Annotated in this window: 14 protein-coding genes; 4 read left to right on the top strand and 10 right to left on the bottom strand. The window is 64.2% G+C overall.

The annotated features are described in order from the left end of the window. Positions 1-27 precede the first annotated feature (27 nt). Genes IVA87_RS15620 through IVA87_RS15605 form a run of 4 tightly spaced genes read right to left on the bottom strand, consistent with a single transcriptional unit; the run spans position 28 to position 3,531 of the window. Positions 28-687: a sulfite oxidase-like oxidoreductase gene (locus tag IVA87_RS15620; RefSeq protein ID WP_247301175.1), complete on the bottom strand. Its 660-nt coding sequence runs from the start codon at positions 685-687 to the stop codon at positions 28-30. Positions 688-690: 3 nt separating this feature from the next. Continuing rightward, positions 691-2,013 carry an MFS transporter gene (locus IVA87_RS15615; RefSeq protein WP_247334119.1) on the bottom strand — a complete coding sequence of 441 codons (1,323 nt, stop codon included), beginning with the start codon at positions 2,011-2,013 and terminating at the stop codon, positions 691-693. A gap of 30 nt (positions 2,014-2,043) precedes the next feature. Further along, positions 2,044-3,267 (bottom strand): cytochrome P450, encoded by a 1,224-nt coding sequence (locus IVA87_RS15610; protein WP_247334117.1) that lies wholly within the window; start codon positions 3,265-3,267, stop codon positions 2,044-2,046. Between the two features lie 54 nt (positions 3,268-3,321). Further along, positions 3,322-3,531 (bottom strand): ferredoxin, encoded by a 210-nt coding sequence (locus IVA87_RS15605; protein ID WP_247301172.1) that lies wholly within the window; start codon positions 3,529-3,531, stop codon positions 3,322-3,324. Between the two features lie 135 nt (positions 3,532-3,666). Between IVA87_RS15605 and IVA87_RS15600 the strand changes: the two genes are divergently transcribed. Continuing rightward, positions 3,667-4,311, top strand: coding sequence for a TetR/AcrR family transcriptional regulator (locus IVA87_RS15600; RefSeq protein WP_247301171.1), 645 nt, complete (start codon positions 3,667-3,669; stop codon positions 4,309-4,311). Here IVA87_RS15600 and IVA87_RS15595 read toward each other — a convergent pair. The 4 genes from IVA87_RS15595 to IVA87_RS15580 all read right to left on the bottom strand — a co-directional run bounded on the left by IVA87_RS15595 (position 4,308) and on the right by IVA87_RS15580 (position 8,339). Next, positions 4,308-4,946: an aspartate/glutamate racemase family protein gene (locus tag IVA87_RS15595; protein ID WP_247301170.1), complete on the bottom strand. Its 639-nt coding sequence runs from the start codon at positions 4,944-4,946 to the stop codon at positions 4,308-4,310. The two genes, IVA87_RS15600 and IVA87_RS15595, sit on opposite strands and share 4 nt — an antisense overlap. 141 nt (positions 4,947-5,087) lie before the next feature. Beyond that, positions 5,088-6,101 (bottom strand): amino acid ABC transporter substrate-binding protein, encoded by a 1,014-nt coding sequence (locus IVA87_RS15590; protein WP_247301169.1) that lies wholly within the window; start codon positions 6,099-6,101, stop codon positions 5,088-5,090. A 12-nt stretch (positions 6,102-6,113) separates the two neighbouring features. After that, positions 6,114-7,463, bottom strand: a complete 1,350-nt coding sequence (locus IVA87_RS15585; RefSeq protein ID WP_247334115.1) for an aspartate aminotransferase family protein — start codon at positions 7,461-7,463, stop codon at positions 6,114-6,116. Positions 7,464-7,466: 3 nt separating this feature from the next. Further along, positions 7,467-8,339: a MurR/RpiR family transcriptional regulator gene (locus tag IVA87_RS15580; protein ID WP_247301167.1), complete on the bottom strand. Its 873-nt coding sequence runs from the start codon at positions 8,337-8,339 to the stop codon at positions 7,467-7,469. Between the two features lie 87 nt (positions 8,340-8,426). On the opposite strand from IVA87_RS15580, the gene IVA87_RS15575 reads away from it, so the two are divergent. Both IVA87_RS15575 and IVA87_RS15570 read left to right on the top strand, forming a co-directional pair. Next, positions 8,427-9,614, top strand: coding sequence for an ABC transporter permease subunit (locus IVA87_RS15575; RefSeq protein ID WP_346657736.1), 1,188 nt, complete (start codon positions 8,427-8,429; stop codon positions 9,612-9,614). 2 nt (positions 9,615-9,616) lie between these two features. Next, entirely contained in the window at positions 9,617-10,723 is a 1,107-nt protein-coding gene (locus IVA87_RS15570; protein WP_247301165.1) for an amino acid ABC transporter permease, read from the top strand. A gap of 68 nt (positions 10,724-10,791) precedes the next feature. Here the strand turns inward: IVA87_RS15570 and IVA87_RS15565 are convergent, their stop codons facing one another. Both IVA87_RS15565 and IVA87_RS15560 read right to left on the bottom strand, forming a co-directional pair. Next, the gene (locus tag IVA87_RS15565; RefSeq protein ID WP_247301164.1) at positions 10,792-12,210 is read right to left on the bottom strand and encodes an amidase family protein; all 1,419 of its coding nucleotides are present in this window, start codon (positions 12,208-12,210) and stop codon (positions 10,792-10,794) included. 115 nt (positions 12,211-12,325) lie between these two features. Beyond that, positions 12,326-13,102, bottom strand: coding sequence for an SDR family oxidoreductase (locus IVA87_RS15560; protein ID WP_247302350.1), 777 nt, complete (start codon positions 13,100-13,102; stop codon positions 12,326-12,328). A gap of 152 nt (positions 13,103-13,254) precedes the next feature. Between IVA87_RS15560 and IVA87_RS15555 the strand changes: the two genes are divergently transcribed. Beyond that, complete coding sequence (locus IVA87_RS15555) at positions 13,255-14,328, top strand: tartrate dehydrogenase (RefSeq protein ID WP_247334114.1); 1,074 nt, start codon at positions 13,255-13,257, stop codon at positions 14,326-14,328. The last annotated feature ends 63 nt before the right edge of the window (positions 14,329-14,391 follow it).

Here is a 14,391-nt window from a genome sequence, read left to right as displayed (position 1 = left end):
TGGACTTCCCCCCGTCCTTTGTTCAACCTAATCGCCTGAATAGCGCTGCCCGGTCCATGGATCGCCGCGGTTATGATAGCCGCGGACTTCCCAGAAGCCCGGCGCGTCCTTGTTCAAAAACTCGATGGCCTGGAGCCATTTGGCGCTCTTCCAGAAATACAGATGCGGCACGACCAGCCGCACCGGGCCGCCGTGCTCGGCCGATAGCGGCTGGCCGGACCAGCTATGGGCGAGCAGCGCATCCTCGGCGGCAAAGTCTTCCAGCGCGAGATTGGTGGTGTAACCATCATAGGAATGCAGCACGACGAAGCGCGCATCCTCGCGCGGCTGGCAGGCCGCGAGCAGCTCACGCGTCGCGAGTCCTTCCCACTCATTGTCATAGCGCGACCAGGTCGTCACGCAATGGATGTCGGAGGTGAACCGCGCCTGCTTCTGCGCGACAAACTCGTCGAAGGTCCAGAACACGGGATTTTCGATCGCGCCATAGACGTCGAGCCGCCAGCGCTCACGCGATACCGGCGGCACGACCCCGAGATCGAGCACCGGCCAATCCTTGGTGAGATGCTGGCCGGGCGGTAGCCTTTGGTCTTCAGGCCGCGTGATCTTGCCGGTGAGGAAGCGGCCCTCGCGCGCCCATTTCTCCTTGGTGCGCGTCAGCTTGCTGTCGGATGGCGTCTCGTCGGTCATGGCCTACTCGTGCCGATGCATTGCAGAGGCGTGCTTGGTGTCGCGCATGGTGGAGTAGATGATCAGCGACAGGCAGATGATGCCGGCAAGATAGAAATAGAACCACTCCTCGTGCCGGATGCTCTTGAAGTAGAGCGCGATCGCCGGCGCCGTGCCGCCGAAGATCGAGACCGTGATGGCGTAGGGCAGGCCGACGCCGAGCGCGCGGACATTGGTCGGGAACAACTCGGCCTTCACCACCGCATTGATCGAAGTGTAGCCGGCGACGAACAGCCAGGCGGCGCAGATCAGGATGAACGCGACGAAGGGTGACTTTGTCTCCTTCAGCGTCATCAGCAGCGGCACGGTCGCGAGCGTGCCCGCGGCACCGAAGAAGATCAAGAGCGGCTTGCGCCCGATCCTGTCTGAGATGGCGCCGTAGATGGGCTGGAGGATGGTTGCGAAAATCAACGTGCCGAAGATCACGAAAGTGGTCTGGTCCTCGGTCAGCCCGACCGAAAGCTTGACGAAGGTCTGCATGTAGGTGGTGAAGGTGTAGAACGCCGCAGTGCCGCCGGCGGTGAGGCCGACGACTAACAGCAGTTCGCGCGGATAGCGCAGCAGATTGGTGATCGAGCCGGTCGGCTTCACCACCTTCTTGGCTTCCTCGAACGCTTCGGTCTCGTGCAGGCCGCGCCGCATCACCGCGGCGAAGATCGCGAGCGCCGCCCCGATCGCGAAGGGGATACGCCAACCCCACTCCTTCAGCTCCGCCGGCGTGAGGAAGACCTTCTGCAGAAGCAGCAGCACGATGATCGCGGTGAGCTGACCACCGATCAGCGTCACGTACTGGAAGCTGGAATAGAAGCCGCGGTGCTTGGGGTCGGCGACTTCGCTGAGGTAGGTGGCGCTGGCGCCATATTCGCCGCCGAGGCTCAGGCCCTCGATCACACGGGCGAGCGCCAGGATCACCGGTGCGGCGAAGCCGATCGTGGCATAGGTCGGCGTCAGCGCGATGATCAGCGAGCCGAAGCACATGAAGACGACGGACAGGGTCAGCGAGATGCGGCGACCGAAATGGTCGGCGAGATAGCCGAAGAACCAGCCGCCCAAGGGCCGCATCAGGAAGGTCGCCGCGAATACGACGGCGACGTTCAATTGCTGGACGACGGGGTCGTTACCAGGGAAGAACGCGGGAGCGAAGTAGAGCGCGAACGCCGTATAGGCGTAGAAATCGTACCATTCGACGAGATTGCCGATCGAGCCGATGAAGATCGCCTTGATCCGCCGTTCAGCGTCGGCAACGTCAAAATGCCCAGAGGCCGGCTTGGTTGCTTGCTCTGTCACGTCCGGCCTCCCGTACTCTGTTGGAGAGGCCTACATCGCCTTTCCGAGCAGAAATGGCAACTGGCGGGGGCCTCTCACCGTGCCCTGCGACCAGGTCACGGTGCCTGCCGGGTCGAGCGCGAAGTCTGGAATGCGTCTCAGCCATTCCTCCAGCGCAACCTGCATCTCCATGCGCGCAAGGTTGGAACCGACGCAGCGATGGATGCCAAGCCCGAAGGCGGCGTGGCGGTTTTCGCGGCGGTCGATCACGACTTTGTCAGCGTCCGGAAACATCTTGGGGTCACGGTTCGCCGCCGGGAAGGACAAGAGCACCATATTGCCCGCCTTGACCGGGCAGCCCGAAATGGTGGTGTCCTGGACCACCTCGCGCGCCATGGTCACCGGCGAATAGGCGCGCAGCAGCTCTTCCACCGCGATCGGGATCAGCCCGGGCTCGGCGATCAGCCGCTCGCGATCGGCCGGCGTTTTCGCAAGATGCCACAGCGAGGAGCCGATCGCGCTCCAGGTGGTGTCGATGCCGGCGATCAGCAGCAGGCGCAGCGAGCCCACCACGTGGGAGTCCTCAAGCGGATTGCCGTCCTTGTCCCTGGCATCCATCAGATAGGAGATCAGGTCATCGGTCGGCTTGGTCTTGCGCGCCTCGATGTGTCCGCTGAAATACGCGCTCATCTCCTCGACGGCCTGGAGCAGCTTGGTCTCGTCCTTGATGCCGAGCTCGAGGATCATGTGGATCCAGTTGATGAAGAGGTCGCTGTCGCTCTCGGGAATGCCGAGCATATGCGCGATCGCGCGCACCGGAATGTGCTTCGTGTAGCTCGCCGCAGCGTCCACGCTCTTTTCGGCGATGAAGTCGTCGATCAGTTCGTTGCAGATGGCGCGGACCCGCGGTTCGAGCTTCTTCATCGCATCCGGCGTGAACGGCGGCAGCAGCAATTGCTTGGCCGGCTTGTGCACGGGCGGGTCGGAGGTGATCGGCGGGGCGGCGTTCTTGCTGGTGATCTCCGGCCGCACGTCGCGGACGATGATCCGGCGCGAGGAGAAATGCGTGGTGTCGTTGGCGATCTCGCGCACCGCTTCATAGGTCGTCGGCAGATAGCAGCCGAGGAAGCGTTTTGTGTGCACCACCGGACTCGCGGCGCGCAACTGGTCCCAGATCGGGAAGGGATCTTCCGTCCATTGCGGATCGGTGTGGTCGAAATCATGGACCCAGTCGGTGACGGGTGGATGGGCGGCAGGCAGGCTGGCGTCGGACATCTCTAATCCCTCGGTTCGTGGTCGCTGAAGACAGGCGAGCGGGCGAAGAGCGCGCTACTCCTCGATCACGTCGATTGCGATTTCCGGGCAGTTGGATTTGGCAAGCCAGGCTTTGTCTTCCAGACCCGGCGGGACCGTGCCGTCGCCGGTTTCATGGGCGTTGCCGAATTCGTCGAGCTCGAATAGCTCCGGCGCGAGCGCCTTGCAGCGGGCGTGGCCCTGGCACTTGTCGGGATCGACGTGAACCTTCAGTCGCTCTGTCATCGCGGCTTCCTCGGTCGTTTGCGCGCGAGGCCCGAAGGCGGCGCGTTTCCTCGTCTGAGTTCTTCTTAAGTTATATCCTATTACATTCGCGACAGGCTTCCCCTGTCAAGCGCAAACTTATAGGCTTCGCTCGATATGCGCTCACAACTCACTCGCAAGCCCGAGAAGACCTACCACCATGGCGATCTTCGCGATGCCTTGATCAAGGCCGCTCTGCGCGAAGCGGAACGCGGCGGCGCCGAGGCGATCAGCATCAAGGCGCTGGCCAAGCAGCTCGGCGTCTCGCAGCCGGCCCCATACCGGCATTTTGCCGACCGCGAGGCCTTGCTCGCGGCGGTGACGGCGGAGGCGTTCCGGCAGCTCAGTGCAATTCTGCGCGAGGCGATGGCAAGGCCGTCGAAGCAATCGAAGCTGTCGCGGCTCGCGCTGGCCACGCTCGATTTCGGCCTCCGTCGCAATGGTGTCTACCGCCTGATGTTTGCCTCGCGCACCGTGTCATGCGCCGCCAAGGGCAGCGAGCTGCACGAGGCCACGCGCGAAACCTTTGCGCTCGTGATCGAGGCCTTGGAGGCTCCGGCGGTCGGTTACTTGCGCGAGCGGCAAGCGCTCAAGATCTGGGCGGCACTGCACGGCGTCGTGATGCTTGCCGAGCAGGGTCTGTTCACCGGCGAGGCGGCGCATGCCACGCGTGAGGAATTGGTCGAGGACTTCGTGAGCGAAACGAAGGCCGCCCTGGCCGTCGCGATCAAGGATGCCCGGCGAAAAAAGAACGGCGCTTAGGCCTTCGCCTTCAGCAGCCTCATCAGCTTGTCGACCGCGCTGTCCGGTGTGGTTACGACAGGGCGGCCGGTGGCCTCGGCGACCAGCGGCGCCGTCGCGGCGATGCTGAACTGCGCCAGCGCAATGACGTCGCAATCGCGCAAATCGCGCGATGCGTCTGCAATCAGCCGATCGTGCGTGGCGCGGTCGCCGCGGTCGAGTGCCGCCAGCGCCCCTTCGGCAAGTTTCGGTACGACCTCGACGGCGGCCGGAAACTCCTCGGGCATCGAGGCCAGGGTCGGCGGGAAAGTCGAGAGCAGGCCGATGCGCTGACCCATGGTCACGGCACGTTCGATCATGGCCTCGTTCGGCCTCAGCACCGGCATCGGTGCATGGGCGCGCGCGACCGCTTCGATGCAGGGACCGAAGGCCGAACAGGTGAACAAAATCCCATTCGCCCCCGTTGCCGCCGCGTAGTCGCCCAGTGCCAGGAAGCGCTCGGTCATGGAATCGCTGAGCACGCCCTCGCGCGCCAGATCGGCCGACAGGCTGTCGTCGAGTAGGTTCATCAGCCGTGCCTCGGGCCAAGCCTTCGCGAACGCCGTCTCGATCGGCGCGATGGAATGCTTGAGGGCGTGGATGAGGGCGATCCGCATATCTTCGCTGCTTCTCCCTCTCCCCGTTCTTACGGGGAGAGGGCTGGGGTGAGGGGCTCTATCTGCGCTAAGGTGAGGGTGGAGAGTCCTGCCTCACCCAGATTGCTGCGCAATCCGACCAAGCGCGGAGAGGTAAACTCCTTACTTGAACGGAATGGCGTACATCAAGCCGCCTTTGCTCCAGAGACCATTGAGGCCACGATCGAGCTTGAGCGGGCTGGCCTTGCCGACATTGCGCTCGTAGATCTCGCCATAATTGCCGGTGGTCTTGATCGCCGCGACCAGCCATTTGTTGTCGAGCCCAAGCCGCGAGCCGAGGTCGCCGGAGGCACCAAGGAGCCGCTGGATTGCAGGCGTCTGCGACTTCGCCATTTCGTCAACATTGGCTTGCGTGACGCCGAGCTCTTCTGCCTCGATCAGGCCGTAATGCAGCCAGGTGATGATGTCGCTCCAGACCTCGTCGCCGTTGCGGGTGAAGGGGCCGAGCGGCTCCTTGCTGATGGTCTGCGGCAGCACGACGTAGTCGGCCGGGTTCGGCGCCGCGGTGGTCACTGCACCTGCGAGCGCGGAAGCGTCCTGGGTCATGGCATCGCAACGGCCGCCGAAGAAGGTCTGGTACATGGTGTCGATGCGGTCGAACACCAGCGGCTTCCAGTCGATGCCGTTGGCGCGGCCGTAATCGCCCAGCGTGACCTCATGCGTGGTGCCTTGAGCCACGCAGACGGTGGCGCCCTTGAGGTCCTTGAGCTCCTTCACGCCGAGGTCCTTCTTCACCACGAAGCCCTGACCGTCGTAGAAGTTGATCGGACCCTGCCGCAGGCCCAGCGTGACGCCGCGCAAGTAGGTCTGGGTCGAGTTGCGGTAGAGTACGTCGATCTCGCCCGATTGCAGTGCGGTGAAGCGATTCTGCGCAGTCAGCGAGACGTAACGCACCTTGTTGGGATCACCGAGCACGCCGGCCGCAAGGGCGCGGCAATAGTCGACGTCGAGGCCTTTGTAATTGCCTTGCGAATCCGGCGCGGAGAAGCCGGCAAAGCCGGCGCTGACGCCGCACACCAGCGTGCCGCGGCTCTTCACCGTGTCGAGCGTCGCGGCCGAAGCGACAACAGCCGACGCTGCGAGCACGCCCGCTGCGATAACCACTTTCCTCATCATGCTACTCTCCCCTCAGTTATTGACATTACGCAACACGTTGTCGACGGCCGTGCCAAGCCTGTCGACGATCAGGTCGATCTCGTCTGCGGAAGCGATATAGGGCGGCGCCAGCAGCACGTGGTCGCCGCGCACACCATCCACGGTGCCGCCGCCGGGATAGCAGCCGAGCCCGTTGGCGAGCGCCTCCGCCTTGATTTTCTGGTGCAGCTTGAGCGCCGGATCGAACGAGGTGCGGCTGGCGCGATCGGCGACGAGCTCGATGGCCCAGAACAGGCCGCGGCCCCTGATGTCGCCGACATGGTGGTGATTGCCGAAGCGTTCGGTCAGCCGCTGCTCGAGTTGTCGTCCGCGCTCCCTGACCCGATCGAGCAGGCCGTCCTCGCGGATCACGTTTTGCACCGCGAGCGCGGCCGCGCAGGCGAGGGGATGCGCCAGATAAGTGTGACCGTGCTGGAACGCGCCTGAGCCGGCGCGGATCGTGTCGATGATCTTGCCGCTCGCCAGCATCGCGCCGATCGGCTGGTAGCCACCGCCGAGCCCCTTTGCGATCGCCTGGATATCGGGCGCGACACCTTCCTGCTCCCAGGCGTGCATGGTGGCGGTGCGGCCCATGCCGCACATGACCTCGTCGAGGATCAGCAGCGCGCCGTGCCGATCGCAGATCTCGCGTATCGCCTTGAAGTAGCCGTCGGGCGCGGTCACGGCGCCGGCGGTGGCGCCGACCACGGGCTCGGCGAGAAACGCCGCGACCGTGTCGGGCCCCAGCCGCTGAAACTCGGCCTCGAGCTCGGCGGCAAGGCGCGCGACGAACTGCGCGTCCGACTCGCCCTCGCGCTTCTCGTGATAGACGAAGGCCGGCGTCACGTGGCTGAACGCAGTCGAGAGCAGCGGCGCGTAGGGCGCGCGTCGCCAGGCATTGCCGCCGGCGGCAAGCGCGCCGAGCGTGTTGCCGTGATAGCTCTGCCGCCGCGCGATGAAGTGTTGCCGCTGCGGCTCGCCGCGCTCGATGAAATATTGCCGCGCGAGCTTGATGCTGGCCTCGATCGCTTCCGATCCGCCGCTGACGAAATAAGCATAGGCGAGACCGCCGGGCTCGTGCCCAACCAGCGCTTCGGCCAGCGCCTCGGCCGGCTCGGAGGAGAAGAACGCCGTATGAGCATAGGCAAGCGTCGCGGCCTGCTTCGCCATCGCCGCGATCACGCGCGGGTGCTGGTGCCCGAGGCAGGAGACCGCCGCGCCGCCGGAGGCATCAATGATGCGCCGGCCATCCTCGGCGAAGAGATAGACGCCTTTACCGCCGATCGCCTTAGGCGGCGTTTCGCGCAATGAGCGATGCAGCACACGGCTGGTGCGGGCGGCCATGGGTCAACCTTTCTCTGGGACGTAAGTGGAGGCCGCGGCGAGTCGCGCCTCAGTACTTTCCAGACGCTTCTTCGCGGCAACCCCGCCGAGCGAGAACGTGACCGCCGCGAGCGACTGCGCGATCGCAATCGCGCCAGTGAGGCTCGGAAAGAAGCCGGGGGAGGAGGCCGCCTCGAACAGCAGCACGTGGTCGGCGCCCTCGGCCATGGGTGCCGAGAGACTATCCGCGATGGCGACCAGTGTCGCGCCGGTACGATAGGCCGCCCGTGCGACGCAGACGCTTGCATGCGTGTAGGGCAAGAATCCGACGACAATGACCGCTTCCCCGGGCCGGAAGGCGCCGAGATCGAGGTCGTCGGGCCCGGAAGCGCCGACGAGCTGGACCTGTTCGGGTCGAAACAGTCGCAGCTCGTAGTTCAGCAATTCCGCGACGCTGCGGCAGCTTCGATAGCCGGCGATCCAAATCCGCTTGGCGTCGTGCAGCGCGCGGGCAGCTTCCGCGATCGGCTGCGCCGGGATCCGTCGAAGACCCGCGGCCTCCGCCTGGAGCTTGTCGATAACGAGCGCGACATCGGCGTTCGGCCCGTGTCGACGGCCCTTTGCGCGGCCGGAGAAGGGCGCCGCCTGCGATGGCCGCCGCGCCTCGGTCAGCGCCGCGCGCAATTCCTCCCAGCCGGAATAGCCGATCGCCTTCGCAAGCCGCGTGAACGCGGCAGGATCGGCGCCGGCTTCCGCCGCGAGATCGCGCATGGAACGGGTGGTGGCGTCGTAATCGTTGGCGGCGACGAAACGTCCGACCTCCTGCAAGCGCATCGGGAGCGATGGCAATGCAATACGCAGCTCGCTCAACGGCGAGGATTTCGCAGGCTCGACCATGAAACATTTGTTGCATGAATTGAGGTTTGGTGCAACACTTGACGTGCGCTGCCGGAAGTCGCTGCCTTTTGAGAAGGTTTTTGTGCCGTGACATCAGACGTGCCGAGACCGCCGCCACGCCGTCGTTTCTTCGGCGCCTTCGGGCGCCGCGAGCTGAAAGGCCTGTTCTGGCAGGTGCTGGTCGTCGGCATCGCGGTTGCGGTCATCGCTTTCCTTTGGTCCAACACCGTCACGAACCTCTCGGCTCGGCGCATCACGACCGGCTTCGCCTTCCTCGGTCGCGAGGCCGGCATGCCGATCGCCGACAGTCTGCTCGCCTATAATCCGAGAGACACTTATTTTTGGGCGTTCGTCGTCGGCGTCACCAACACCTTGCGCGTTGCCGTGATCGGAATCGTGCTCGCGACGATTTTGGGCACGCTGATCGGCATTTCGCGATTGTCGGCGAACTGGCTGCTGTCACGGCTCGCTGCGGTCTATGTCGAGACGCTCCGCGACATCCCGCTGCTGCTTCAGCTCCTGTTCTGGTACGTATTGATGCAGGCGCTGCCGGCCGCACGCGCCGCGTGGCGACCAGTCGAGGGTGTGTTCCTGTCCAATCGGGGCCTGATCCTGCCGGCGATCCCGTTCGGGCCGGCGCAGCTCGCGGTCCTCGGCACCGCCGTGCTGGGTTGCGCGGTGCTCTATATCGTCCGGCGATCGCTGGTCGCGCAGCAGATGCGCGATGGCAAGCCGCGGTCGGCGTGGCCCTTTGCGGTTGCGCTGGTGATTGCGTTGCCGGCGCTGGCGTCCGTGCTGCTCGGTGCATCCTGGAGCATCGAATGGCCCGAGTTGCGCGGCTTCAACTTTGTTGGTGGGCTGACGCTGGCGCCGGAATATTTCGCGCTGTTGCTCGCACTCGTCACCTACACCTCGGCCTTCGTCGCCGAGATCGTGCGCAGCGGCATCCAGTCGGTGCCGCGGGGACAGTGGGACGCCGCCAACGCGCTTGGCCTGCGCCGCAGCTTCATGCTGCGGCAGATCATCCTGCCACAGGCATTGCGCGTGATCGTTCCGCCGATGACCAGTCAGTATCTCAATTTGACAAAGAACTCATCGCTTGCGGTCGCGATCGGTTACCAGGACGTGGTCTCGATCGCCAACACCACGCTGAACCAGACCGGGCAGGCGATCGAGGCGATCGCGCTGATCATGGCGGTGTTCTTGACCATCAGTCTCGGGATCAGCTTTTTCATGAACTGGTACAATGCGCGCATCGCGCTGGTGGAGCGCTGAGAATGACGGCGATCAGCGATATGCCGGACGTGCCGCGTGCCGCTCGCCGCCCGCAAGTTGGTAATCCGATGCTGCGCTGGCTGCGCAGCAACTTGTTCTCCTCGATTCCGAACGGCATCCTCACGATCGTGCTGCTGGCGGTGCTCGCGAAGGGCGTGATCAGCTTCGTGCAATGGGGCATCGCCAGCGCTGTCTGGCTTACGCCGGCGAATGATTCCAGCGCTTGCCGCGCGGTGCGCGGCATCGGCGCCTGCTGGGCTGTCATCCCCGAAAAGTACCGCTTCATCCTGTTCGGCACCTATCCATTCGACGAGCAGTGGCGACCGGCGTTGTCGGTCGTGCTGTTCATCGCGCTGTTCTATCTCTCGACCCGCCGCGCGCTGTGGCGGCGCGAACTCGTTTTCATCTGGATCGGTGCACTCGCGCTGATCAGCGTGCTGATGTGGGGCGGGGTGCTCGGGCTCTCGTTCGTCTCGCAGGACCGCTGGGGCGGATTGCCGGTCACGCTGATCCTGGCGACGTTTGGACTCGCGTTCGGCTTTCCGCTCGGCATCCTCGTCGCGCTCGGCCGTCGTTCGAAGCTTCCGGCAATCCGCTCGCTTAGCGTGCTCTATGTCGAGCTGATCCGCGGCGTGCCGCTGGTGAGCCTCTTGTTCATGGCGAGCGTGATGTTTCCGCTGTTCATGCCGAGTGGGTTCAACATCGACAAGCTGTTGCGCGCACAGATCGCGATCATACTGTTCGCGGGCGCCTACCTTGCCGAAGTCATCCGCGGTGGTCTCCAGGCCGTACCGCGCGGGCAGTATGAGGCTGCCGACGCGCTGGGACTGTCCTACTGGCGCAAGCACCGGCTGATCATCTTGCCGCAGGCGATCCGCCACGTCATCCCGCCACTGGTCAACACCTTCATCGCCTTCTTCAAGGATACCAGTCTCGTGCTGATCATCGGCATCTTCGACCTGCTGACGACGGCGAAGACCGCGATCATCGATCCCGCTTGGCAGCAGTTTTCCGTCGAGGTCTATATCTTCGTCGCCGCAATCTATTTTGTCTTTTGCTTTGCGATGTCGCGCTATAGCCGGAGTCTGGAGGCATCAGGCGCGCGGTGACGCTCGGCCCCGGCGATGCAGCGCATCGCTGAAAGAGCGCTGCGCTGCATCCGGGCACCAGAGCGAGATTAATTCTTCACCTTCGGATCAATCGGGGTCGTGCCGCGCAGGCCCAATATATCCTCCAGCACCTTCGCGCCTGCAATCACCTGCGCATCTGCGCGCGGTGCGCCGACCACCTGCACGCCGACAGGCAGGCCGGACGCGGTAAAGCCGCAGGGCAGCGACAGCGACGGGCAGCAGGCGAGCGTGATGGCGTAGACGATGCCGAGCCATTCGACATAGTTCTCGAACGTCTTGCCGGCGCATTCGGCGACATAGCGATGCTCGACCGGGAAGGGCGGCACGATCGTCGTCGGCACCAGCAGGAGGTCGTAGGTCTTGAAGAACTCGACGGCGCGCGCCGTCATGCCAACGCGCTGGGCCTCGGCGCGCGCAAGCTGCTCGACGGTGAGCTTGAGGCCTTCCTCGATGTTCCAGATCACCTCGGGCTTGAGCAGGTCACGCTTGGTCCGGAGAAGTTGCGCCTTGCTGATCGCGAAATCGAAAGCGCGCAGCACGTGGAAGCATTCATGCGCCTCGCGCCAGTCCGGATGCGCCTCCTCGACGATGACGCCGGCCTCGGCAAAACGTTCAGCCGCCTTGCCCGTGATCGCCTTGACCTCGGGATCGACCGGCGTGATGCCGAGATCGGGCGAATAGGCGATGCGCTTCGGCCTCTTGCCAGACTGCGCCGCCGAGAGAAAAGAAGTCAAAGGCGCCGGCAGCGACAGCGGATCGGCGGCATAGTCGCCGCTCATGGCATCCAGCAGCAGCGCGAGATCCTCGACGTTGCGTGCCATCGGACCCTGCACGCCCAGATTGCGGTCGATGCCTGCCTTCGGCGTATGCGCGACGCGGCCGATGCTCGGCCGCATGCCGACGATGCCGCAGAAGCTCGCAGGGCTGCGCAGGCTGCCGCCCATGTCTGAGCCCTGCGCGAGCCAGGCCATGCCGGTGGCGAGCGCAACTGCTGCGCCGCCGGAGGACCCGGCCGCAGATTTCGAAGTATCCCAGGGATTGAGGGTCGCGCCGAATACCTCGTTGAAGGTGTTGGCGCCGGCGCCGAATTCCGGAGTGTTGGATTTGGCGTAGACGACTGCGCCGTTGGCCTCGAGGTTCTCGACCATGAGATCGGATTTCGCTGGGATGTTGTCCTTGAAGATCGGCGAGCCCTGGGTGTTCAGCACGCCCGCAACGTCGGTCAGATCCTTGATCGGCACCGGCAGGCCCGCGAGCAGCCCGCGCGCGCCGGCCGGCTTCTGCATCAGCGCCTTGGCGTTATCCCGGGCGCGGTCGAAGCACAGCGTCGGCAGCGCGTTGACCTTGCTGTCGACTTCACTGATGCGCTTCTCCAGCACATCCAGCAGCTCGAGCGGCGAGACGTCGCCGGACCGCAATTTGTCGACGACGGTGCACGCAGTTTCGCGAATCAGCTCTTGAGACAATTATCGTGCTCCTGTGTTTCAACCATCATTGCGAGCGTAGCGAAGCAATCCAGACTCTTACCCGCCGATACATTCCTGGATTTGCTTCGCTGCGCTCGCAATGACGAGGACAGAGTTAACCCCAGCCGGCGCTGATGCCGCCATCGACGGTATAGATCACGCCCGACGTATAGCCCGAGCGATCCGACGCCAGGAACGCCATGAGGTCGCCGATCTCGCGCGCATGCGCAGGGCGCCCGAGCGGCAGACTCTTCTGGAATTCCCTGTAGCGGCTCTCGTCGCCGAATTGGTGCTTTGCCCGCGTCTTGAGCAGCGTGACGTGGCGGTCGGTGCCGACAGGGCCGGGATTGATGCCAACCACACGGATGTTGTCGGCGAGACTTTTTCCACCGAGGGCACGGGTGAACGCCATCAGCGCAGCATTGCCGGCGCTGCCGCAGATGTAATTGGCATCAAACTTCTCGCCGGCCGCGCCGATGTCGTTGACGATCACGCCGCCACCCCTGGCCTTCATCTGCGCGTAGATCTGCCGCGTGAGGTTGATGTACCCGAACACCTTCAATTCCCAGGCGTGCCGCCAGGTCGCCTCGTCGATCTTGTCGATGGACCCGCCGGGGATGTCGCCGGCATTGTTGACGAGGATGTCGATGCCGGCGGCCTCCTTGGCGAGCCGCGCAATGTCCTCGGCTTTGCGCAGATCGACGACACTCGTCGCGGCGTCGATCTGGTGCGCGGAACGCAACCGCTCGGCCAGCGCCTTGAGCTGCTCGCCGCTGCGGGCTGCAAGCAGCAGATGCGCGCCTTCCTCGGCAAACGCCTCAGCGGCGGCCGCGCCGATGCCCTTGGATGCGCCCGTGATCAGGACGCGCTTGCCGCGCAGATGCAGATCCATGAGGGGTACTCGCAGGATGGGAACAGGATCAGATCAGTAGGCGCTCGGTCGCGCCACGGTCAACATTGCAGTGCAGCGTTGCACTGCCGCCGCGTTTGGTCCATTGCAGTGCAATCAAAAGGCGGCTGCCGAAACCAACCAAGGACGTCTCGATGAGCAAGAAACAATACCGGATCGCAATCATTCCCGGCGACGGCATCGGCAAGGAAGTGATGCCTGAGGGCCTGCGCGTTTTGGAGGCGGCGGCGAAGAAGCACGGGGTGTCCCTGCAATTCGACCATTTCGACTTCTCGTCCTGGGATTATTACGAGAAGCACGGCCAGATGATGCCAGATGACTGGAAGGAAAAGATCGGTAAGCACGATGCGATCTATTTCGGCGCGGTCGGCTGGCCGGCCAAGATTCCGGATCACGTCTCGCTGTGGGGCTCGCTGATCAAATTCCGCCGCGAGTTCGACCAGTATGTGAACCTGCGTCCCGTGCGGCTGATGCCCGGCGTGCCGTCGCCGCTGGCGAACCGCAAGCCCGGCGACATCGATTTCTGGGTGGTGCGCGAGAACACGGAAGGTGAATATTCCTCCGTCGGTGGCCGCATGTTCCCGGACACCGAGCGCGAGTTCGTGACGCAGCAGACAGTGATGACTCGCACCGGCGTTGACCGCATCCTGAAGTTCGCCTTCGAACTCGCGCAGTCGCGGCCGAAGAAGCACTTGACCTCGGCGACGAAGTCGAACGGCATCTCCATCACCATGCCCTATTGGGATGAACGCGTGGAGGCGATGGCCAAGAAGTTTCCGGGCGTGAAATGGGACAAGTACCACATCGATATTCTCACCGCGAACTTCGTGCTGCATCCAGACTGGTTCGACGTCGTGGTCGGCTCCAATCTGTTCGGTGACATCCTCTCCGATCTCGGCCCGGCCTGTACCGGCACCATCGGCATCGCGCCGTCTGGCAACATCAATCCCGAGCGCAATTTCCCATCCGTGTTCGAGCCGGTGCACGGCTCGGCGCCCGATATCGCGGGGCAGGGCATCGCCAACCCGATCGGCATGATTTGGTCGGGCGCGATGATGCTCGAGCATCTCGGCGAGAAGGAAGCCGGCAAGTCGATCGTCGACGCGATCGAGCGCACGCTCGCCGAACGCACGCTGCGGACGAAGGACCTCGGCGGCAATGCCGACACCACTGCCTGCGGCAAGGCGGTGGCGGAGATGGTAGACTAGTTCGCTGTTTTACCCTCTCCCCTTGTGGGAGAGGATGGCTTCAATGCGAAGCGTCGAAGACGG

This window comes from Bradyrhizobium sp. 147, from assembly GCF_023073935.1.
In the GTDB taxonomy this organism is placed as follows: domain Bacteria; phylum Pseudomonadota; class Alphaproteobacteria; order Rhizobiales; family Xanthobacteraceae; genus Bradyrhizobium.
This window is presented reverse-complemented; position numbering and strand designations above follow the sequence as displayed.